The sequence below is a fragment of the Flavobacterium sp. PL11 genome (genome assembly GCF_035985025.1).
Classification (GTDB): Bacteria; Bacteroidota; Bacteroidia; order Flavobacteriales; family Flavobacteriaceae; genus Flavobacterium.
The window spans coordinates 371,492-392,782 of the sequence record NZ_JAXCIA010000001.1 but is presented as its reverse complement, the minus strand read 5'-3'; the positions used below and the strand labels follow the sequence as shown (position 1 = coordinate 392,782).

The 21,291-nt window shown below is 32.6% G+C and carries 17 protein-coding genes; 7 read left to right on the top strand and 10 right to left on the bottom strand.

Features of this window, described 5'->3' with window-relative positions; genetic code table 11:
* The first annotated feature begins 178 nt into the window (after positions 1-178).
* Positions 179-781, top strand: a complete 603-nt coding sequence (locus tag RCH18_RS01555) for a hypothetical protein (protein WP_326934998.1) — start codon at positions 179-181, stop codon at positions 779-781.
* Positions 753-4,145 (top strand): transcription-repair coupling factor, encoded by a 3,393-nt coding sequence (gene mfd / locus RCH18_RS01550; RefSeq protein WP_442788132.1) that lies wholly within the window; start codon positions 753-755, stop codon positions 4,143-4,145. The genes RCH18_RS01555 and mfd overlap by 29 nt, the downstream gene beginning before the upstream one ends.
* Before the next feature lie 631 nt (positions 4,146-4,776).
* On the opposite strand, the gene RCH18_RS01545 is transcribed toward mfd, so the two are convergent.
* The 4 genes from RCH18_RS01545 to RCH18_RS01530 form a co-directional block, all read right to left on the bottom strand.
* The gene (locus RCH18_RS01545) at positions 4,777-4,989 is read right to left on the bottom strand and encodes a hypothetical protein (RefSeq protein WP_326934997.1); all 213 of its coding nucleotides are present in this window, start codon (positions 4,987-4,989) and stop codon (positions 4,777-4,779) included.
* A gap of 90 nt (positions 4,990-5,079) precedes the next feature.
* The gene (locus RCH18_RS01540; protein WP_326934996.1) at positions 5,080-5,736 is read right to left on the bottom strand and encodes an aspartate kinase; all 657 of its coding nucleotides are present in this window, start codon (positions 5,734-5,736) and stop codon (positions 5,080-5,082) included.
* 110 nt (positions 5,737-5,846) lie between these two features.
* A complete protein-coding gene (locus RCH18_RS01535) occupies positions 5,847-6,206 on the bottom strand; it encodes a YraN family protein (protein WP_326934995.1) in 360 nt (119 codons plus the stop codon).
* A gap of 172 nt (positions 6,207-6,378) precedes the next feature.
* Complete coding sequence (locus RCH18_RS01530; RefSeq protein ID WP_326934994.1) at positions 6,379-7,275, bottom strand: S66 peptidase family protein; 897 nt, start codon at positions 7,273-7,275, stop codon at positions 6,379-6,381.
* 266 nt (positions 7,276-7,541) lie between these two features.
* Here RCH18_RS01530 and RCH18_RS01525 point away from each other — a divergent pair, with 266 nt between their 5' ends.
* From RCH18_RS01525 to amaB, 3 genes are all read left to right on the top strand, one after another.
* Positions 7,542-8,651 carry an endonuclease/exonuclease/phosphatase family protein gene (locus tag RCH18_RS01525; RefSeq protein ID WP_326934993.1) on the top strand — a complete coding sequence of 370 codons (1,110 nt, stop codon included), beginning with the start codon at positions 7,542-7,544 and terminating at the stop codon, positions 8,649-8,651.
* Between the two features lie 31 nt (positions 8,652-8,682).
* Positions 8,683-9,213 (top strand): 3-hydroxyanthranilate 3,4-dioxygenase, encoded by a 531-nt coding sequence (locus tag RCH18_RS01520; protein ID WP_326934992.1) that lies wholly within the window; start codon positions 8,683-8,685, stop codon positions 9,211-9,213.
* A gap of 247 nt (positions 9,214-9,460) precedes the next feature.
* A complete protein-coding gene (gene amaB, locus RCH18_RS01515; RefSeq protein ID WP_326934991.1) occupies positions 9,461-11,008 on the top strand; it encodes an L-piperidine-6-carboxylate dehydrogenase in 1,548 nt (515 codons plus the stop codon).
* A gap of 70 nt (positions 11,009-11,078) precedes the next feature.
* Here the strand turns inward: amaB and RCH18_RS01510 are convergent, their stop codons facing one another.
* Positions 11,079-13,727, bottom strand: a complete 2,649-nt coding sequence (locus RCH18_RS01510) for a TonB-dependent receptor (protein WP_326934990.1) — start codon at positions 13,725-13,727, stop codon at positions 11,079-11,081.
* Positions 13,728-14,157: 430 nt separating this feature from the next.
* On the opposite strand from RCH18_RS01510, the gene RCH18_RS01505 reads away from it, so the two are divergent.
* Entirely contained in the window at positions 14,158-15,045 is an 888-nt protein-coding gene (locus RCH18_RS01505) for an SAM hydrolase/SAM-dependent halogenase family protein (protein ID WP_326934989.1), read from the top strand.
* A 70-nt stretch (positions 15,046-15,115) separates the two neighbouring features.
* On the opposite strand, the gene RCH18_RS01500 is transcribed toward RCH18_RS01505, so the two are convergent.
* From RCH18_RS01500 to RCH18_RS01480, 5 genes are all read right to left on the bottom strand, one after another.
* The gene (locus RCH18_RS01500; protein ID WP_326934988.1) at positions 15,116-15,613 is read right to left on the bottom strand and encodes a DUF6646 family protein; all 498 of its coding nucleotides are present in this window, start codon (positions 15,611-15,613) and stop codon (positions 15,116-15,118) included.
* Positions 15,614-15,656: 43 nt separating this feature from the next.
* Entirely contained in the window at positions 15,657-16,382 is a 726-nt protein-coding gene (locus RCH18_RS01495) for a metallophosphoesterase family protein (protein WP_326934987.1), read from the bottom strand.
* A gap of 513 nt (positions 16,383-16,895) precedes the next feature.
* A complete protein-coding gene (locus RCH18_RS01490) occupies positions 16,896-18,035 on the bottom strand; it encodes an ATP-binding protein (RefSeq protein ID WP_326934986.1) in 1,140 nt (379 codons plus the stop codon).
* Between the two features lie 92 nt (positions 18,036-18,127).
* Entirely contained in the window at positions 18,128-18,880 is a 753-nt protein-coding gene (locus RCH18_RS01485; RefSeq protein WP_326934985.1) for an SDR family NAD(P)-dependent oxidoreductase, read from the bottom strand.
* A gap of 246 nt (positions 18,881-19,126) precedes the next feature.
* The gene (locus RCH18_RS01480; protein WP_326934984.1) at positions 19,127-19,999 is read right to left on the bottom strand and encodes an aldo/keto reductase; all 873 of its coding nucleotides are present in this window, start codon (positions 19,997-19,999) and stop codon (positions 19,127-19,129) included.
* A 211-nt stretch (positions 20,000-20,210) separates the two neighbouring features.
* Here RCH18_RS01480 and RCH18_RS01475 point away from each other — a divergent pair, with 211 nt between their 5' ends.
* Positions 20,211-21,215, top strand: coding sequence for an AAA family ATPase (locus RCH18_RS01475; protein ID WP_326934983.1), 1,005 nt, complete (start codon positions 20,211-20,213; stop codon positions 21,213-21,215).
* Positions 21,216-21,291 lie beyond the last annotated feature (76 nt).

Genomic DNA, 21,291 nt, shown 5'->3' with positions numbered 1-21,291 from the left:
TTGTTTGGATTCAAAAAGCTAATATTTCATGGAAAACTTATTAATAATGCTGCCAAAATTCTTAAAAATTTTACACTTAAGCATAAATACACTTCTGCAATCAACAAATTCTATTTCTTGGGCTCAAATTCGTAATTATGAATTTACTTTGTAACTTTGTACTTTAATTAAAATCTAAATGATAAATAGAATTTTGGTTCTCATTACATCGGTTTTTATTTTGGCCTCTTGTCAAAATGATGACCAAAAGCGTATCGCAGAGAATAAAAAACAGATTCAAAAAAGACAAGTAATTTTTAACAATATTAAAAAAGGTTGGGTTTTTTATGACACTCCAGTTACAGAAGCAGCTGAAAATAGTATTGCTACTTGGAATGAATGGCGTTTATTTATAGCTGAATTAGCTCAAAAACCTAAAAAAACCATTGGATCATTTCAACAGAAATCCAAAGTCCTTACTAAAAAAGCAATGGCTTTAAATGATAATATTCCTTTTGATTTTAATGTGCCTCAAGTAAAAAGTAGAATCTCAGCTTTAATAGCTAAAGTACAAATGCTTGATTTATACATAAATTTAGATAATATTCCAGATAAAAAAGTAGTTGTTCTGGTTGCAGAAATTAATTTAGAATTAGTTTCATTGCAACGTCAAATGGATAAAATTGTTGAAAAAAGTAAAATTCCAACAGAAGAAGGAGAATCGGAACTACGGAATATGATGAATAGTTCAAGAGCCATTCCCAATGTAATAAATGATTATAACACCCCGCGAGTTGAGTAAAAAAGTTTTATATAACACCTACGATAATTCTCCTAAAACGATGCAAATTGCAGCACGTTTATTAGAGAACAATCAAGCCAAAATGCACCTTTCAGGACTTATTGGGTCTGCACTTTCATTTGTAATTCGGGGAATTTTCAAAAAATCAGAGTTGCCATTTTTAATTGTTTTAAATAATAAAGAAGAGGCGGCTTATTATTTAAATGATTTAGAGCAAATGATTAACGATCAAGATGTGCTTTTTTATCCCGGTTCATTTCGCCGTCCCTATCAAATTGAAGAAACCGATAATGCCAATGTTTTATTACGAGCCGAAGTTTTAAATAGGATTAATTCTAGAAAAAAACCTGCGATCATTGTCACGTATCCTGAGGCACTTTTTGAAAAAGTAGTGACGCGAAGAGAATTAGATAAAAACACATTGAAAGTTACCGTTGGAGATAAAATTTCTATTGATTTCATAAATGAAGTTTTATTCGAATACGAATTCAAAAGGGTTGATTTCATTACCGAACCGGGTGAATTCTCAGTTCGTGGAGGAATAGTGGATGTATTTTCTTTTTCGAATGACAATCCGTACCGTCTTGAATTTTTTGGTGATGAGGTAGAGAGTATTCGTAGTTTTGATGTGGCCACACAATTATCAATTGAAACTAAGAAGAAGATCACTATAATTCCAAATGTTGAAAATAAAGTCTTTCAGGAAAATAGAGAGAGTTTCTTAGATTACATTTCGGAGCAAACTGTTATTTTTATTCAGAATACTGAAGATTTCCTATCACAATTAGATAAACAATTTGAAAAAGCCGAAGAGGCTTTTGCTAAATTATCTCAAGAAATAAAACGGTCTGCACCAGAGCAATTATTCTTGAATCAGGCTTCATTTATAAAAAGAGCTTTAGATTTTTCTATTGTAGAGGTGAGTTCGAAACCTATTTTTAGAACTACTAAAAAATTTGAATATCATATTCAACCGCAACCTTCTTTTAATAAGCAATTTGATTTGTTGCTCAATAATTTGAGCGAAAATCATTTTAACGGATATAAAAATTATTTATTTTGTTCGAATGATGCTCAGGCAAAGCGTTTTCATGATATTTTTGAAACGTTAGACGAGGCTAATTCTGAGAATATTCGCAAGCAATATCACACTATTGTCTTGCCTTTGTACCAAGGATTTATTGATGATGAAAACCAAATAACTTGTTATACTGATCATCAAATTTTTGAGCGCTACCACAAATTTAATATTAAAAGTGGCTATTCTAAAAAACAAAACATCACTTTAAAGGAACTCACGACTTTATCTGTAGGAGATTATGTAACGCATATTGACCATGGAATAGGACGTTTTGGTGGATTACAAAAAATACAAGTCGAAGGAAAAACACAAGAAGCGATTAAGCTAGCTTATGCTGATAATGATATTGTTTATGTGAGTATTCACTCGCTACATAAAATTTCTAAATACAACGGTAAAGACGGAGCACCACCTAAAATTTACAAGTTAGGTTCGAATGCTTGGAAGATTTTAAAGCAAAAAACGAAGGCTCGAGTTAAGCATGTTGCGTTCAACTTAATTCAGCTGTATGCCAAAAGAAGGTTGGATAAAGGATTTCAGTTTGCACCAGACAGTTATTTACAAAATGAATTAGAAAGTTCGTTTATTTATGAAGATACGCCAGACCAAACTAAATCGACGCAAGAAGTAAAAGCCGATATGGAAAGCGACCGACCAATGGATCGTTTAGTTTGTGGTGATGTAGGTTTTGGTAAAACCGAAGTAGCGATTCGCGCCGCTTTTAAAGCAGTTGATAACAGCAAGCAAGTAGCGATTCTTGTTCCAACAACTATTTTAGCCTACCAACATTTTAGAACTTTCACCGAAAGGTTGAAAGATATGCCAGTTACAATAGGTTACTTAAACCGTTTTAGAACGGCGAAACAAAAAGCGGAAACCTTAAAAGATTTAGCCGACGGGAAACTAGACATCGTCATTGGAACACATCAATTAGTCAATAAAAATGTCGTTTTTAAAGATTTAGGATTGCTGATTGTAGATGAGGAGCAAAAATTTGGTGTCAACGTAAAAGATAAATTAAAAACGATTGCTGCTAATGTTGATACGTTAACTTTAACAGCAACTCCAATTCCTAGAACGCTCCAATTTTCATTGATGGCAGCACGAGATTTATCGGTAATTACAACTCCTCCGCCTAATAGATATCCAATTGAAACGAACGTAGTTGGCTTTAGTGAAGAATTGATTCGCGATGCGATTTCGTACGAAATTCAGCGTAACGGACAAGTTTTTTTTATCAATAATAGAATCGAAAATATTAAAGAAGTAGCTGGAATGATTCAGCGTTTAGTACCTAATGCACGAGTGGGAATAGGTCACGGTCAAATGGAAGGTAGAAAACTGGAAGAGTTGATGTTAGCTTTTATGAACGGAGAATTCGACGTATTAGTTGCAACAACTATTATTGAAAGCGGATTAGATGTTCCAAATGCCAATACCATTTTTATCAATAATGCTAATAATTTTGGACTTTCTGATTTGCATCAAATGCGAGGTCGAGTAGGGCGTAGCAATAAGAAAGCGTTTTGTTATTTTATTTGTCCGCCATATTCAGCAATGACTGATGACGCTAGAAAACGAATTCAAGCTTTAGAACAATTCAGCGAACTGGGAAGTGGTTTTAATATTGCGATGAAAGATCTTGAAATTCGGGGTGCGGGAGATTTGTTAGGCGGAGAACAAAGTGGATTTATCAATGAAATAGGTTTTGATACCTACCAGAAAATCCTAAATGAAGCGATTGATGAATTAAAGGAAAACGAATTCAAGGATTTATATCCTGAAGAAAATGACATTGAAACTAAGGAATATGTAAAAGATTTGCAAATCGATACTGATTTTGAGTTATTGTTCTCAGATGAATACATCAACAATGTATCAGAACGATTGAGTTTGTATAACGAATTAGGAGCTATAAAAAATGAAGAGGAATTAATTGTTTTCCAAAACAAATTAATTGACCGTTTTGGCCCAATGCCACCAAGAGCCAAAGCATTGATGAATAGCATCCGAATTAAATGGATTGCTACAAGATTAGGAATTGAGAAACTGGTAATGAAGAAAGGAAAAATGATTGGCTATTTTGTATCGGATCAACAATCTGATTATTATCAGTCCAAGCGTTTTACTAATATGCTACAATTTGTTACAAAAAATAGCGCCATTTGTAAAATAAAAGAAAAAGAAACTCCTACTGGTTTAAAGCTTTTATTGACCTTTGAAAATGTGAAAAATACGAGAACAGCTTTAGAGTTTATGGAGATGTTGGGAAGTAACGTTTGATGTTATTCCAAAGCTTCCAGCCTTTCAAAGGCTGAAAGCTTTAACTTATTAACACGAAATTAATTCTTTAAATCTTTAATAATTTTAAACGTTACTTCCTCTTATTCTTCTCTGACTAAAATTGTAAACTCATTTCAGGTCGATATTGATGAAGATGTTGGGACGAAAAGTTTATATTCCAAAGCTTCCAGCCTTTCAAAGGCTGAAAGCTTTTTGTAAGTTTTCTATTTTATTAACCTACTCTATAATCAAATCTTCAATTTTATCTAAATCTTGATTAATATTGTGATAGTAAATAAAATTATCCAAATCACCGTACATTATTAGCAACTTATTTCTTTGCAACTTGGTTTTTTTAGTTGAAACAACTGTTCCGTAAGAAGTCCAAGGATATTCTATAATAGTTTTTGTAAACTTGTGATGAACTGGATTATTATGAATATAATAAATGAGTTTTTGGAAATAAACTTCGGAATTAACTGGTTTTCTCCTAAAGTTTTTCTCAAATAAACTACCAGTTCTTTTGTATCTTTTATTTATTGCTTGAGTGTAAGCATTAAATAAATTGGAAAATTGTTTTGAAGCACTTATAATTTTTGGTTTGTCTGTTGAAGAGTATTCTAATTTTGACCTATCGATTTCTTCTGTTTTTTTTATAAACTAGAATATGAAAGTGATTTTTCATTAAGCACCAAGCATAAGTATCGGCTACTGGGTCAATGTATTTTGTATACAACCTTAAAAAATGATTGTATTTTTCAGTTTCAAAAAATAAATCGATTCCGTTATTTCCTCTATTGAAAATATGGTAATATTTACCGATTTCTAAAGGTATTGGATTCATTAGAATATTTTTTAAGTTGCTAACTTTTAAATTTTATTCTAAAGCTTCCAGCCTTTGAAAGGCTGGAAGCTTTAATTTATTTACACGAAATTAATTCTTTAAATCCTTTATCACTTTAAAGGCCACATCCACCTGTTCCTCACTCACTAAAATTGTAAACTCATTTGAAGTTGAAATAACTTCGTTGATAATAATTCCTTCCCAAGCTAAACGCTGAAAAATGAAATAGTAAATCCCGGGAACAACAATATTTTCTTTTGGTAATTTTACAGTTATTGAAGCAAGATTGTCTAATTTTTGAATCAATTTTTCATTGACAAAATGCTTGTCTACAAGATGATTGATACTATTGCTAACTACGATGTTGGTTTCATTTACGCCTCTTGATGAGGTGTAAAAAATATCTGGAAAGGCATTAATATCTGTGATTAAATCAGCTTGTTTGTTTAAAACGGTATCAGAGGCTGCAAATGTGTAGTCAGTCAAAGAAGAACGTACAGTGATTTCTCCAATGTTTTTAATGACTTTATTAATCTTATGATTTAACCTGAAGTCTAGTTCCTCAGTTAGTCTTTTTAAAGCCATAACCACCGCGCCTTGTTTTACTTCCTTACTAAATTCACTTTCTAATTCGGTCATTATATTTCGAGATAGCGAAGTTAAATTGATAATACCAAGAGATAAAGCATTCAGTAAAAATGGTTTTGTTTTGATATAATTTTCAACAACAGAAGAAACAGTCTTCATAGGATTTTTTTTAGTTAGTTATAAAATGCACAAGTAGTTAGTTTGTATTGTTAAGAGCAAATGTAAATAAAAAAACAATTTGTTACAAATATAACATTAGTTTTAATCAGCTAAAAGTGATAAAATGCGTCAATAAGATGCTCGATAACAAACGATTTTCCTTCCTTGTGAATTGCTATAATATCAAAACGAACCTCCACATCTAAATCTCTTTCATTGACAAATGCATCCACGGCTTTAACAAGAAGCTGAATTTTTTTAGTTTTGACAAAGTCTTGAGGAAGACCAAAATCCAAGGAAGATCTAGTTTTAACTTCAATTATCGCTAAAATATTTTCCTTTTTGGCGATGATATCGATCTCGGCTTTTTGGAAAGTCCAGTTGGTTTCTATAATTTTATAACCGTTTTTTTGAAGAAATTCGACTGCCATTTCTTCGCCAAGTTTTCCGAGTTCGTTGTGTTCAGCCATTTTTTTGTGCTTTTTGGTCCGTGTTCCGTGTTTAGTGATCAGTGCTTAGAGTTTAGTGTTAGTTGGGAATTGTTCAGTTATATGTTTTAACGATTTCTTGATAACTATACAGTTAATAAGTCACTTCTATATTGTCTCCCACTCCTTCGGAGAAGGTTTGGCGGGAAGGATTTTATTCGAAAATCACAGTACATAATTGGTCATTGACATCAACAGTAACTTTATTCCCTAAAATCAAAGCTCTATTGTCTCGAATATGACCAGCTGGAAAATTATACAGCACGGGAATATTATATTTTTTAGTAACGTCATCGATAATTTCAATTGCATTTTTTCCCCAAGGAATATCATTGTCTTTCATCGTGGTCATAGAACCTACTAAAATTCCTTTGATACTTTCTAGACAGCCATTTCGTTTTAAATTCATCATCATGCGATCAATATGATATAAATATTCGTCTAAATCTTCTATGAATAATATTTTATCTGAACAATCAATTGCCGAAGGTGAACCAAACAAACTGTACAAAATAGATAAATTTCCGCCAACTAATGCACCCGTAGCTTTTCCAGTTCTATTCATTTTAAATGGCTGCACTTCGTATTTTAATTTCTCCCCAAACAATGCAGTTCTCATTGTTTCAACAGCTTGAAGAGTCGCTCTAGCAACCGTCACGGGCATAATTCCGTGTATGGATTTATAGCCCATCGTATTCAAATGGTTATGTAAAGCTGTAACATCACTAAAACCCACCAACCATTTTGGATTTTTCTTAAACTTAGTAAAATCTAATAAATCAATTATTCGAACAGTACCATAACCACCTTTTACGCACCAAATCATTTTTACATTTGGATTATCCATTTGCTGCTGGAAGTCGGCTGCACGTTGTTCATCAGTTCCCGCCAATTGATTATTATCTAAACCAATTGTGCTGCCAATAATTACGTTAAGCCCCCAACTCTTTAATAAATCAACAGCAGGTTTCAAGTTGTCATCAAGATTTTTTCTAGCTGTTGCTACTATTGCTACTGTGTCTCCTTTTTTTAAATATGGTGGTGTAATCATTTGATGTTGAGCTTGAATTTTGAGTGAATTAAAAATTATGATTATTATTAGAATTATATGAAAAAAGCTTTTAGGGATTTTATTTAAATGGTTTTTAAAAGACATACAATATTAAATTTTTTGAATACTTGCGTAATGAAATACACTTTAGGTCAAAAACAAAGATAGGGAATTACAAAATAATTTTAAGTTCCAAATCCAAATCACTATTTTTACAAAAGCAAAATCGAATGTAAAGTATATTAATCCTTAAAGTACTCTTATTTATGAGAATTCTCCGCTGGTTTTTTATACTTTCTTTATTATTTCCGTCATCAATTATATTGGCTCAACCAAAGAAATATTTTATACATACTGTCGTTTTTTATAATTTCGAAAACTTATTTGATACTATAGATGATCCTGATACTTTTGATGAAGAATGGACACCAAAAGGATTACAACGATGGACAACAGAAAAATATCAAAAGAAACTTCAAAATTTATCTCGAGTTCTAGCTGAAATTGGTTCTGCGGAAAATAGTGACTCTCCAACCTTTATTGGCGGATGCGAAATTGAAAATAGAGGTGTTCTTGAAGACTTAGTAAAACAACCCAAACTAATTGAGAAAGATTACGGAATTGTTCATTTTGATTCCCCAGATAAAAGAGGAATTGATGTGGCATTATTATACCAAAAAGCGAAGTTCCAGCCTACAAGCTACAGTGCTATTCCGTTGTATATTTACAAAAAAGGAAGTGTAAAAAACGAAAATGCTTCGAATACGTCAGATGAGAAAACAGATGATGAAATACAAGTGAATACTAAAAACTACCGCGTGTATACCAGAGATCAACTATTGGTAACTGGTTTTTTGGACGGTGAGGAAATTAATATTATTGTTAATCACTGGCCATCTCGATCTGGCGGGGAAAAAAAATCGAGTCCGTTTAGAGAAGCTGCGGGAGCATTAAATCGGAAAATCATAGATTCATTACAGCGACTAAATCCAGATGCAAAAGTAATCACCATGGGCGATATGAATGATGGAGCATATAATAAAAGTATAAAAATAGGTCTTGGCGCCAAAGCAAAAAAAAGCGAGGTACAGCAATTTGGGATTTACAACCCGTTTGAAGAAATGGCCAAAAGCGGAATGGGAACAATCGCTTATCGCGATGCATGGGATATTTTTGATCAAATATTAGTTTCAGAAACCTTGATAAAACAAGATTATTCTAGCTTTAGATTCTGGAAAGCTGGCATTTACAATAAGTCTTTTTTGATACAAACCAGCGGACAATATAAAGGATATCCGTTAAGACATTCTAATACTGAAATAGGATTTAGCGACCATTTCCCCGTTTATATCTATCTTATAAAAGAAAAAAAATAGTAATCATAATTTACCTTTAAAATTAAAAAAAATGGCAATAGCACAACCTTTCAATCTTACTAAATGGATCAATGAAAATCGGCATCTTCTTAAACCACCAGTTGGGAATAAAAATCTATATGTAGAATCTGGCGATTATATAGTAATGGTGGTTGCGGGTCCAAATGCACGTAAAGACTATCATTACAATGAAACCGAAGAGCTTTTTTATCAACTTGAAGGTTCTATAAAAGTGATTGTTCAGGATGAGGGTGAACGCAGAGAAATGGAATTACACGCAGGAGATATGTATCTCCATCCTGCAAAAACTCCTCATTCACCAGTACGTTCACAAGGTTCAATAGGATTAGTCATCGAGCGTAAACGTGCAGGTCTAGGTTACACAGATGGATTATTATGGTTTTGCGACAACTGTAATCATAAATTATATGATGTATATTTTGAACTTCACAATATTGAGACCGATTTTTTACCTCATTTTAAGCATTTTTACAGCTCGGAAGATTTACGGACGTGTGATAAATGTGGAACTGTAATGGAAGTTGATCCAAAATTTATATAAAAAAGTCGTTCATCTTTCGATTTAAGATTCATCTAAAACAATAATTGCGGACAATGATTTTATATTTATAACAGAAAATAAGCTTTACAAAATTTGAATTAAACGTGGAAATCTTTAAAATTATTCAAGTAAAGATCAGAATCTCTTTGTAAATCAACTACTAAAAAACAATCGTTACTAATTATTTATTCCTGTTAAAGAGTTATGTTTGTATAATAATATAACAATTTTTAATAAAAAAGTTACAATGATAACAATAGCAGATCAATTCGGAATCAAAGAAGCCCTGAAGCAATTAGGGATTGAAGACATAAATGAAGGAACATCAACGGGTGAATCTAATTTTGCCAACGGAAAAATCATCGAAAGTTATTCACCAGCAGATGGTGCTTTAATTGCAAAAGTAAAATCTTCCTCAAAAGAAGATTATGAGAAAGCAATGCAAAAAGCATCAGAAGCTTTCCTAGAATGGCGTATGATTCCAGCTCCTAAAAGAGGTGATATCGTTCGTCAAATGGGAGACGAATTGAGAAAATTTAAAGAACCTCTTGGAAAACTTGTTTCTTACGAAATGGGGAAAAGTCTTCAAGAAGGATATGGCGAAGTTCAGGAAATGATCGACATCTGCGATTTTGCAGTGGGATTATCACGCCAACTTTATGGATTAACGATGCATTCTGAAAGACCTTTACATAGAATGTATGAGCAATATCATCCAATAGGAACCGTAGGAATTATATCGGCTTTTAACTTTCCAGTTGCTGTGTGGAGTTGGAACGCAATGATTGCATGGGTTTGTGGTGACGTTGCTATTTGGAAACCAAGTTCAAAAGTGCCTTTATGCGGCATTGCTTGTCAAAATATTATCAAAACAGTTCTTAAAAGAAATAATGTTCCAGAAGGAGTGAGCTGTTTAGTTACAGGAAATGAGTCAGGAGATTTAATCAATAATGATAAAAGAATTTCTTTAGTTTCATTTACAGGATCAACTAGAATTGGTCGTCACGTATCAAAAACTGTCGCGGAACGTTTTGGAAATACCATTCTAGAACTTGGCGGAAACAATGCGATTATAGTTTCAGAGCATGCCGATATTAGTATGGTGTTAGTTGGAGCTGTTTTTGGAGCAGTAGGAACTGCGGGACAACGTTGCACATCAACAAGACGTTTAATTATTCATGAAAGTGTGTATGATAAAACGATTAGTGTTTTAAAAAATGCTTATGGTCAATTGCAAATAGGAAATCCATTAGACGAGAATAATCACGTTGGACCATTAATTGATAAAGGAGCAGTGAAAGATTATTTAGAAGCTATTGAAGCAGCTAAAAAAGAAGGCGGAAAAATTATTGTTGAAGGAGGATTAGTCGAAGGAGAAGGATATGAAAGCGGTTGTTATGTAAAACCATGTATCATTGAAGCTGCTAATCATTTTGACATTGTGCAAACAGAGACTTTTGCTCCTATTTTATATGTGATGAAATACAGCACTATTGAGGAAGCAATTGCAATGCAAAACGGAGTTCCGCAAGGACTTTCTTCTTCTATTTTTACAAATAGCATGAGAGAAATGGAATTATTCCTTTCTCAATCAGGCTCAGATTGTGGAATTGCCAATGTAAATATTGGAACTTCTGGAGCAGAAATTGGTGGTGCTTTTGGTGGAGAAAAAGAAACGGGCGGTGGTCGTGAATCAGGATCTGATGCTTGGAAAGCGTACATGAGGAGACAAACAAACACAATTAATTACGGAACCCAATTGCCATTGGCACAAGGAATCAAATTTGATTTGTAGAGTAAATAAAGCGCATAAAAAAAGCCGTTTGAAAATTTTTTCATACGGCTTTTTTTGTTTTTATATAATACTATAAACGGTAACTCATTCTTGCGAAGTAGTACGCACCAGTTGTTCCCATTTGCACTGGAGCATATTTGAATACACCAAAATAACTGTTTTCATAAACTTGTTTGTCTGGGAAAACATCAAATAGATTGTTGGCTCCCACTGTAAAAGTTATTTTTGGAGTTGCTTTATATGATGCTGTCAAATCAGTAACCACCTTTCCTTTATGTTTTTGTGTAGTTCCAAAAGGGAATGCATCACGAATAACTTCACCAAAATAGGTTTCTCTTACTACAAAGTTGAATTTATTTACACCATAATTTAATCCTAAAGTTCCTTTATGATTAGGTGTATTGGTTTCAATTAAGCTTCTTTCTTGTGGGCCATAATAAACATCTTCTTGACCAATAAATGTAGTAGGAATATTATTTAATTTGTCAGCTACGTTGTTTTTATTGTAATTGTATAACAACGAAATGTTTAAATTACTATTACTAAAACGCAGATCATAATCAGCAACGAAATCAATTCCATTAGTTTCTGTATTAATTGCGTTGGTAAAGAAACGTGCTGTTTGCGCACCATAAGGCGCAAATAAAGCCTGAAGTTCAGGAATAGCTTCACCAAAAGCATCATTTCCTAAATTTCCGGTGATAATGATGCGATTGTCAATTTTTATTTGGTATGCATCAACTGTGAAGTTTAAGTTCTTTAAAGGAGAATAAACAAAACCAAAGCTGTAGTTCTTTGAAGTTTCTTCTTTTAATTTAGGAATTCCTAATTGTATTGCTACTTCACTATCATTTCTAAAAATACCTGAATTTAAAGGCTTACCATCTACAATGTCAGCTGCTATATTATTGAAATATTGTTGATGTAAAGATGGCGCTCTAAAACCAGTACTGATAGCACCACGAACAAAAAAGTTATCTAAAATTTTATATCGTGAAGATAATTTACCATTTATCGTATTCCCGAAGTCAGAATAGTCCTCGTAACGACCAGCAACTCCTATCATGAATTTTTCCGAAAAATCTATTTCAATATCAGTGTAAAGTGCTACGCTGTTTCTGTTTTCATTTACTTCATTTAATGGAGAAAATCCAGGGAAAGATTGTGCGCCACCATCTATGTAAGACCCTATTTCGCCTGCATTTATTTTATAATTTTCTAATCTATATTCAGCTCCAAAGGCAAGATTCAATCCATTAAAAATTGTTGGGAACAGTCGAGAAGCATCTGCATTAACGGTGTTTTGTAAAAATGAGTGGCTTCCTGCATTAAAGCTAGTAGGGGTATTAGCTCCCAATGAAAAATTATTAGTTTTAGAAACATCATAATCAAATATGTTTTGACCAAAAGTATTACTCAAATCTAACTTCCAATCAGCTAATTTAAATTTAAAGCCGGAAATCAACGATTGATCATTCACATTAGAATTTAATTCAGGTTGAAATCCAAAAGGAAATAAAGAAGCTACTACATTTTCTGTTTCACTTGGTAAACGTCTAAATCCAAAACCTGTACCATTTCGATGACTTAGTCCTCCAGATGCGTAAAATTCTATTTTACTGTTTACCGGTAATGACATATTAAAGAAACCTTGCAAGTTTCTAATTTTTGCATCACCTATTTGAAAATTGAAATCATCACGGTTAAGTCCAGCTGCTGCTAATGCTGCGTCATCAATTGCTCGGGCATCACTATTACTGAAATCATAAGCAAAAAAGTTATCATTAGCTGATTGATCAAAGATGATCAAATTATGATTTTGAGAGCGATTGGTTTTCTCACGGTTGCTAAACTCTCCTGTAAGATTTATAAAACCACCATTTTTTCCAATTTTAGTTCCGTAGTTAAGATTCAGGTTCGTTGTTTTTCCGTCATTACGAGAAGTCTGTCCGTACGTTGCATTAGCTTCTAATCCTGTATTGTCTTTCAGCACTAAATTGATGACACCTGCAATTGCATCTGATCCATATTGCGCAGCTGCTCCATCCCTTAACACTTCTATTCGTTTTATTGATGAACTAGGAATGGCACTTAAATCGGTTCCAACAGAACCATTACCAACAGTATTTTGATAATTCACTAATGAGGTTGTATGCCTTCTTTTCCCATTTACCAAAACTAAAACTTGATCAGGACCTAACCCTCTCAAAGACGCAGGATCAATGTGCTCAGTTCCGTCAGATGAAGATTGACGGCTAGAATTAAATGATGGAGTAAGATAGGTTAAGATGTCATTTAAACTCGTTTGAGGAATACTATTTCTAATTTTAGCTAAATTCACTACGTCTACAGGAACTGCTGTTTCTAGCTTGCTCTTTTTAGGATTTCTACTTCCCACAATCACTATTTCATCAAGATTATTATCTTTTAATACTAATTGTATTGTAATAAAATTTTCTGCAGCGACAACTTCTTTTGATTCATATCCAAATAAAGAAACAATTAATTTAGGCGCATTTGCGGCAGCACTTATTTCAAAATTCCCTAAAGAATCTGTTGTGCTAGTTGTTTTTGTTCCTTTGATATTTATTGTTGCAAATTCTAAAGGAGTTCCACTATCAGTTGTTACTTTTCCTTTTATTTCCTGATTCTGTCCATAAAAAAGTGAGCTATAAAAAATGTATAATGTCGAGAGACTAATTTGTAAAATTTTTTTCATGTTGTTGTTGTTGTTGTAGTTGTTGTTGTTGTTGTAGTTGTTGTTGTAGTTGTTGTTGTTGTTGTTGTTGTTGTTGTTGTTGTTGTTGTTGTTGTTGTTTGATTTTAATTGCTTAAAATTTATTGATAGTATAGTAGTATTAAAAAGCACTTAATAATTCGGCAAAGGTAAATTAAAAGAAATACCATCCTATAATTCTTGATATTTTGCTAAAAAGTCATTTTATAATCTTTTATCAGTGCTATTCTTTGATTAATAATCAATCTTTTTTGGATTAGAAATAATATTATTGTTCTAAAGTACAGACTGTTGTGAGGTGTCTATAATGTTGTAAGTAATCGTTTTACTCACCATACATTATTTTATAGTCCATTTTTTAATTCTGAAAATAAAAAAGAAATACCTTTGTAGCACTTTAAAATTTATAAAAATGAAATTACGAATTGGATTTATTTTATGTTTTGTCTCTTTTTATTGTTTTTCACAGAACAATGTATTGGTTTTTCAATCTGATTTTGGTCAGAAAGACGGAGCAGTCTCTGCGATGAAAGGTGTAGCTGTGGGTGTTTCACGAGATCTTAAGATTTTTGATTTAACCCATGAAATTCCAACATTTAATATTTGGGAGGCAGCATACAGGTTGTCGCAAACAGCACAATATTATCCTGTAGGAACAGTTTTTGTTTCAGTTTGTGATCCTGGGGTGGGAACTTCACGCCATTCAGTAGTGTTATTGACAAAATCAGGACATTATTTTGTAACACCTGATAATGGCACGCTTACGCTAATAGCTGAACAATTGGGAATTCAGGAAATTAGGGAAATTAATGAGGTTAAAAACCGTAGAGAAAATTCCGAGGAATCTTACACATTTCATGGTCGCGATGTCTATGCTTTTACAGGTGCTCGTTTAGCTTCTAAAGGAATTACATTTGAAGAAGTTGGACCGAAATTACCAAATGAAGTTGTAAAAATTGAATACCAAAAACCAATTTTTGAAAAAGGAATTATAAAAGGTGGAATTCCTATTTTAGATATTCAATATGGTAATGTTTGGACGAATATTGATAAAACCACCTTCGCTAATTTAGGTTTAAAAGAAGGTGATTTTGTTAAGATTCAATTTTTTAAGGGAAAAGAAAAAAAGTATGAAGGGAAATTACAGTTGGTAAACACCTTTGGACAAGTACCAGTTGGAGAAAATGTATGTTATTTTAATAGTCTTTTGAATTTTGCAGTTGCAATAAATCAAGGAAATTTCTCAGAGAAATATAAAATTTATAGTGGAGCTGATTGGAGTATTTTGATTAGTAAATAATTCCTTTTTACATAAATAAAAAAGCGTCTTGTACGTGATTACAAGACGCTTTTTATCTTTGATATGTTCTCTATAAATTAAAAGAAGCACCAATATTAAAAACGAACTGGTTGTTTAATTTGTCAAAACCTATTGGGTTCGTTTTATAACTTGCTATTGGAATTCCAGCTTCGGTGAAAATACCAAAACCTTCTGTAAAGAAATAACGAAATCCTAAATGAGCGCCAAAATTTCTCAATCCTAAATCTAATCCTGGATAAATATCCATTTTTGGATCTAATTGGAAAACATTTCCTAAATTGGCATTAAATCGTCCTTTCACATCTATTCTATCACCAAAATCTGGTGTATTACCAAGATTATCTTTTGAAACAGACAATAAATACGAAGTTACAAATCCAAAAGACATGTTTTCTCCCAAACCAAAATCCGATGAAACTCTAATACCTGATCCGCCATCTTGTATATTTGCTCCTAAATCAAATTTTATATCGCCATCGCCTTTAAATGCTTGTGCGTTTAGTAATCCAATTGTTAACAATAATACTAGTGTAATAGTCTTTTTCATACTTTTTATTTTTAATTATTTCGCAAAATTAGTTTAATAAAATTTAATTTCTCCCTTTCTCGTCAAAATATAACTGATTCAGCGGTTCGCTCTGCCAAAATTCTTTAGTGTTTACATCCATTATAGTCAAAGGTCCTTTGAAAGCAGCGCCAGTATCTACGTTCCAAATGTTTGCTTTATGCACCGGAGTCGTTTCGCCTATCCTCGTTACTGGAGTATGACCAATGTAAATTTCATTATAAAGCGTAAAACGTTTTGGATAAAAGGGACTATCACTTTTAATTCGTGTATCAAATGATAATGCAGTTTCCCATAATGTTCTATCCCAATAGAAAAGTCCAGGAAAATATTCGAAATCCACACCATTCATATTAGTGAAGCCAGCATGCACAAACAAACGCTGCTGATCATCAAGATGAAAATTTTGCAGTGACTGTAAAAATTCAATATGTCTTTTCTTAGCTTCTTTATTAACAGATTTATAGGCGGTCACGGTTGCTTCTCCACCATGTTTATACCACAATAAATTTTCTTTACTTCCTTCGAGCCATTCTAACAGTAAGTCATCGTGATTACCGCGCATGCAAATACAATTTTGCTTAGATTGTAAATCTATAATAAAGTCAATAACTTGAGGAGATTGACTCCAGCCATCAACGTAATCACCAAGAAAAATTAATGTATCTATTGTAGTCACATCTGCTCTCTCCATAATTTGGTGTAAAGCTCGTAAACCACCGTGTATGTCACCTATAACAAGTGTTCTCATTTCAAAAATGTTCTATATTTATGTAAAATTTCAGTTGAATTATTATAAATTTTACATTTGCAAAATTAAGTAAAACTGTCTATCAATATGCTTTTTAAAATTTGTTTCTTTGATGAAATAAAACTGAAGTAAATTTCATTTATAAATCGCATAAAATTGGCGAAATTTAACGAAACTTCAAATTTTTATTTTGTAAAATATCACTAATTTACGTGATTGTTTATCAGAAAAATTAGCATTAAATTTACAAAAATTAAATACCAAAACTTATGAATGCAATTATAGCTATTACATTATTATTTGTTCGCATGATTTGTAGCTTTGTTAATTATTTGTTATTTGGATAAAGCAATTTTAAAGTAATCATTTAAAAAAAAACCTGCTTTATAAAATAAAACGATCTGGAAATAATACAGTTTATTTTATGTAAAAGCTATTTATAGTTTATCTCATAAGCTTAAATAATAGCTTAACATTGGCAATGTAAAATTCTGCTACGGGTTATTTTGTGATTTATTGCACATTATACTTCATCTTTCTCAAAATCCGAAATGCTTCCTTAAACGATAAATAAACAGAAGTGAAGGGCTTTAAAAGTGTTTTAGCATCAATCAACTTTTGTTTGGCTTCTTCAAAACCATTTAGGTAACAAATCATGAATGTAGAGGGTAGGTTCTCTAAATCTTTTCGTTCTCGATCAGAAAGGGAGTATCCATTTTGAAGTTTTTTCAATAAAGTATTATTAGAATTGTAAATATGAAAAAGCATTTTTCTGTTAAATTCTGGTGGTTGGAAAAGCATTTCATTCTCAATTTTGTAATAGCCGTTATCTTCAAAACGGATTATTTGTCGCTCTAAGGGATAATAGCTTGTTTTATCGTTTAAACCTAAAGGAACATATTCAGTAATTGTAAAAGTGTCTTCATCATAAGTGATTTCAACAACATCTTGCGATGAATAGAACAACTTTATTTGCTCATTAATTAATTCAATATCTACCCGCGATAAGTACGTTTTACCTCGTGATCGCTTTGGAATTCCCGCCCAACAAATTACAAACAACTCCTTAAAAACTTTATATTTCGGTGACATATCTTTATGACGAAAATTCATAAAATCAATAACACCATCAAGTGTATACTCAATACTATTTCTTGAATTATTTTCTATTCCTATAACTGTCTCCGTATTTTGATAATTTTTTTCAATTGTTCCGATAACGGGCATTGTATTGCTACCTCGTCTAATATAGATGCTGTTAACAGGTATAGTGTAAATTCCTTTTTTGAAATGAGAAGTTTTACTTTTTGGATTAACTGTAACTAAACCAATTACTTTATCTTTTGGTAAATTTGGAAAGGGAATATTCTCATATTGAATTTTTGGTGGATTTTCCAAATAGGCATTTACTAAATTCTGAATTCTGCTATCATCAAAAAAATCATCACCTACAATAGTATTATCTTGATCTTCAACGCCAACAATAATATAAGAATTATTAGCAGGATTTGAATTAGATAGCGCACAAATATGTTTTAAAAACTTGGCTTTTCCCTCTTGTGAATGTAAATTCAATTGACGTTTCTTATCAAAAAAACTACTCTCATCATTATGAGCTAGAAGATTTTTAATAAGAATACGTTTGTTGATCATTGAATTGGTTTTTTTAATTGCGTTAATTAAAATTACCGCAGATTCGCAGATTTTTTGCCCTTTATAATCTGCGAATCTGCGGTTAACTTTAATTATGATTTATTTATAATAGTCGCCGATGCTTGAGCTGTAGGAAGTACCAATAAATCAGCAATATTCACATGATACGGTCTAGAAATTACAAAGTGAATGATGTCGGCAATGTCTTCTGCATGTAAAGGTTCAAAACCTTTATAAACATTAGCAGCTTTTTCTGAATCTCCTTTAAAACGCACTTCACTAAACTCTGTTTGCACAGCTCCTGGATGAATTCCTCCTACGCGTATTCCATAAGGATTTAAGTCAATTCGCATGGCTTGATTCAGTGCGTCTACTGCATGTTTAGATGCGCAGTACACATTTCCGTTTGGATAAACTTCCTTACCCGCGATAGAACCAATATTGATGATATGGCCTGATTTTCTTTCAATCATTTTTGGAATTATCGCTTTGGAAACATATAAAAGTCCTTTCACGTTGATGTCAATCATGGCGTCCCAATCATCTAAATTTCCATTTTGAATAGAATCTAAACCATGAGCATTTCCCGCATTATTAACTAAAACATCAATCTCAGAAAATGCTGCTGGCAAAGAGTTTATACTGTCAAAAACGGCTTTCTTGTTCCGAACATCGAACGATAAAGTATGGACTTCAGTAAACGCTGAAAGTTCGTTTTTGAGTTCCAATAAGCGATCATCTCGACGGCCACACAAAATGATTTTATAATCATTTTGAGCTAATATTTGCGCTGTTGCTTTTCCAATTCCGCTGGTTGCTCCAGTTATTAATGCTACTTTACTCATTTTTTTGTTTTTATTGGGGTTGTCTATGACACTGTTTTTATTAGGGCGTGTCCCAAAGTTTCCTTGTCGTTCCTCCTCGCAACTTTGGGCCGGGCTTTACGTTCCCGCTTTTTTTAATTTATTCTCGTCTAAAAACGAGAACAAATTAAAAAAGAGCTCCACTGCAATCCCTCACGCAAAACCGAATAATTAAACTCATGTTTTTTTAAACATAATTACTAAATTTTCCTTTTTATAATAAAAAAACTAGGCCACATCTTCGCCCATACTTGCACTCCAAATTGCAAACCAATCTTCTGTGTCTAATTGTAATTCAACTGCTTTTTGTAGAGATTGGATTCGTGCCACATTCACAGTTCCCGCAATTGGGATAACTTTCGCAGGGTGTTGTAAAATCCAAGCTAATAAAATCGAATCAGAACCAAGGTGGTATTTTGCCATCAAAGTCACCAGTAATTTTTTTAAACGGCGTGTTTGCGAATTGTCCTCTCTAAAAACCGAACCTAATGGATTCCAAGACATAGGACGAATGGAGTTCACTTGCATATAATCAAAACTTCCGTCCACCATTGGCTCAAAATGAGTTGCCGAAAATTGAATTTGGTTGTAGGAAACTTCTACTTTTTGTCGGATTAATTCAGTTTGTGACGTAGTAAAGTTAGAGAGTCCAAAATCGATGATTTTTCCTTCTGATTTCAGTTTTAGAATTGCTTCGGCAATTTCATCTGCTTGCATCAAAGGGCTTGGTCTATGCAATAAAAATACATCTAGATAATCTGTTTGTAAATGCTGCAATGAGTTTTCAACGGACTGAACGATATACTCTTTTGAATACTCATAATGTTTGATAGAATTATTTCGGTTTCCCGTGACCATTTGAATCCCGCATTTGGATATTAATTGTGTTTTTTCTCTTGCTATTTTACTAGAAGTCAAGGCTGTTCCAAAAGAAGCTTCGGTAGTGTAATCTCCGTAAATGTCAGCATGGTCAAAAGTGCTAATTTTATTTTCTAAGCACACATTAATCATGTTTTCCATTTCTTTGGTGCTTAGTTTTTTATCCCAAATTCCCCAGTTCATTACACCTGCAATTACAGGTGATAAATTTGTTTTGCTCATAGATTTAATTTTTTATTCAATACTAAGATTTACTGTTTCAAAGTATAATTTTTAAAGTTCTTAAAAATATAAAAATTGTATCACAATTCATCCTTAAAATTGAATTGTTATTGAAAGTTTTAACCATTTATTAACATCTTACGTGTAAAAAAAAATTCAATTTGCACCTTCAAATCTACGGCATTAAATACAAGGTTTTAAAAATCATAAAATGGAACAAAATACAGCTACTTTAGACATTAGAGCAATTAATGAAAAAATAGAGAGAGAAAGTGCTTTTATAGATCTTCTCACAATGGAAATGAATAAGGTTATTGTTGGTCAAAAGCACATGGTAGAACGTTTGTTAATCGGACTTTTAGGTCAAGGGCATATTTTATTAGAAGGAGTTCCGGGACTTGCAAAGACATTAGCGATAAATACACTTTCACAAGCTATCCAGGGTTCGTTTAGTAGAATACAATTTACGCCAGATTTACTTCCAGCAGATGTTGTGGGAACCATGATTTACAACATAAAATCCAATGAATTTTCGATTAAAAAAGGACCGATATTTGCCAATTTTGTACTTGCGGATGAGATCAATCGTGCACCTGCTAAAGTGCAATCGGCCTTATTGGAGGCAATGCAGGAAAAACAAGTAACAATTGGCGATACTACTTTTAAATTAGATAGACCTTTTTTAGTTCTTGCAACACAAAACCCAATTGAGCAAGAAGGAACTTATCAACTTCCAGAAGCACAAGTCGATCGTTTTATGTTGAAAACGGTGATTGATTATCCAAAAATGGAAGACGAACGTTTAGTAATTCGTCAGAATTTGAAAGGAAGTTATGAAAGAGTTAATCCTGTGGTTTCTGTAGAACAAATTTTGCGCGCTCAAGAAGCGGTACGTGAAGTATACATGGATGAAAAAATCGAAAAATACATCTTAGATATCATTTTTGCAACTCGTTTTCCAGAGCAATATAAACTCGCTGAACTAAAGCCATTAATTAGTTTTGGCGCATCGCCACGTGGAAGTATCAACTTGGCTACAGCCGCAAAATGTTATGCTTTTATCAAACGTCGTGGATATGTAATTCCCGAAGACGTTCGTGCTGTGGTACATGATGTATTACGTCACAGAATCGGTGTTACTTACGAAGCAGAAGCTGAAAACATAACTTCAGTCGATATCATTAATAAAATCGTAAACGAAGTAGAAGTTCCGTAAAAGTACTTAGTACCTAGTCCTTAGTTTTTGCTATAAGCTAATGACTAAGGACTAAAAAAACTAAGGACTAAAGACC

Coding starts and splice junctions, on each gene's coding strand:
- RCH18_RS01530 (WP_326934994.1), bottom strand. CDS start 7,275: ATGATTACACCACCATATTTAAAAAAAGGAGACACAGTAGCAATAGTA.
- RCH18_RS01485 (WP_326934985.1), bottom strand. CDS start 18,880: ATGAGTAAAGTAGCATTAATAACTGGAGCAACCAGCGGAATTGGAAAA.
- RCH18_RS01480 (WP_326934984.1), bottom strand. CDS start 19,999: ATGAGCAAAACAAATTTATCACCTGTAATTGCAGGTGTAATGAACTGG.
- RCH18_RS01510 (WP_326934990.1), bottom strand. CDS start 13,727: ATGAAAAAAATTTTACAAATTAGTCTCTCGACATTATACATTTTTTAT.
- RCH18_RS01545 (WP_326934997.1), bottom strand. CDS start 4,989: ATGAATCCAATACCTTTAGAAATCGGTAAATATTACCATATTTTCAAT.
- RCH18_RS01490 (WP_326934986.1), bottom strand. CDS start 18,035: ATGATCAACAAACGTATTCTTATTAAAAATCTTCTAGCTCATAATGAT.
- RCH18_RS01495 (WP_326934987.1), bottom strand. CDS start 16,382: ATGAGAACACTTGTTATAGGTGACATACACGGTGGTTTACGAGCTTTA.
- RCH18_RS01555 (WP_326934998.1), top strand. CDS start 179: ATGATAAATAGAATTTTGGTTCTCATTACATCGGTTTTTATTTTGGCC.
- amaB (WP_326934991.1), top strand. CDS start 9,461: ATGATAACAATAGCAGATCAATTCGGAATCAAAGAAGCCCTGAAGCAA.
- RCH18_RS01540 (WP_326934996.1), bottom strand. CDS start 5,736: ATGAAGACTGTTTCTTCTGTTGTTGAAAATTATATCAAAACAAAACCA.
- RCH18_RS01520 (WP_326934992.1), top strand. CDS start 8,683: ATGGCAATAGCACAACCTTTCAATCTTACTAAATGGATCAATGAAAAT.
- RCH18_RS01535 (WP_326934995.1), bottom strand. CDS start 6,206: ATGGCTGAACACAACGAACTCGGAAAACTTGGCGAAGAAATGGCAGTC.
- RCH18_RS01505 (WP_326934989.1), top strand. CDS start 14,158: ATGAAATTACGAATTGGATTTATTTTATGTTTTGTCTCTTTTTATTGT.
- mfd (WP_442788132.1), top strand. CDS start 753: ATGATTATAACACCCCGCGAGTTGAGTAAAAAAGTTTTATATAACACC.
- RCH18_RS01525 (WP_326934993.1), top strand. CDS start 7,542: ATGAGAATTCTCCGCTGGTTTTTTATACTTTCTTTATTATTTCCGTCA.
- RCH18_RS01500 (WP_326934988.1), bottom strand. CDS start 15,613: ATGAAAAAGACTATTACACTAGTATTATTGTTAACAATTGGATTACTA.
- RCH18_RS01475 (WP_326934983.1), top strand. CDS start 20,211: ATGGAACAAAATACAGCTACTTTAGACATTAGAGCAATTAATGAAAAA.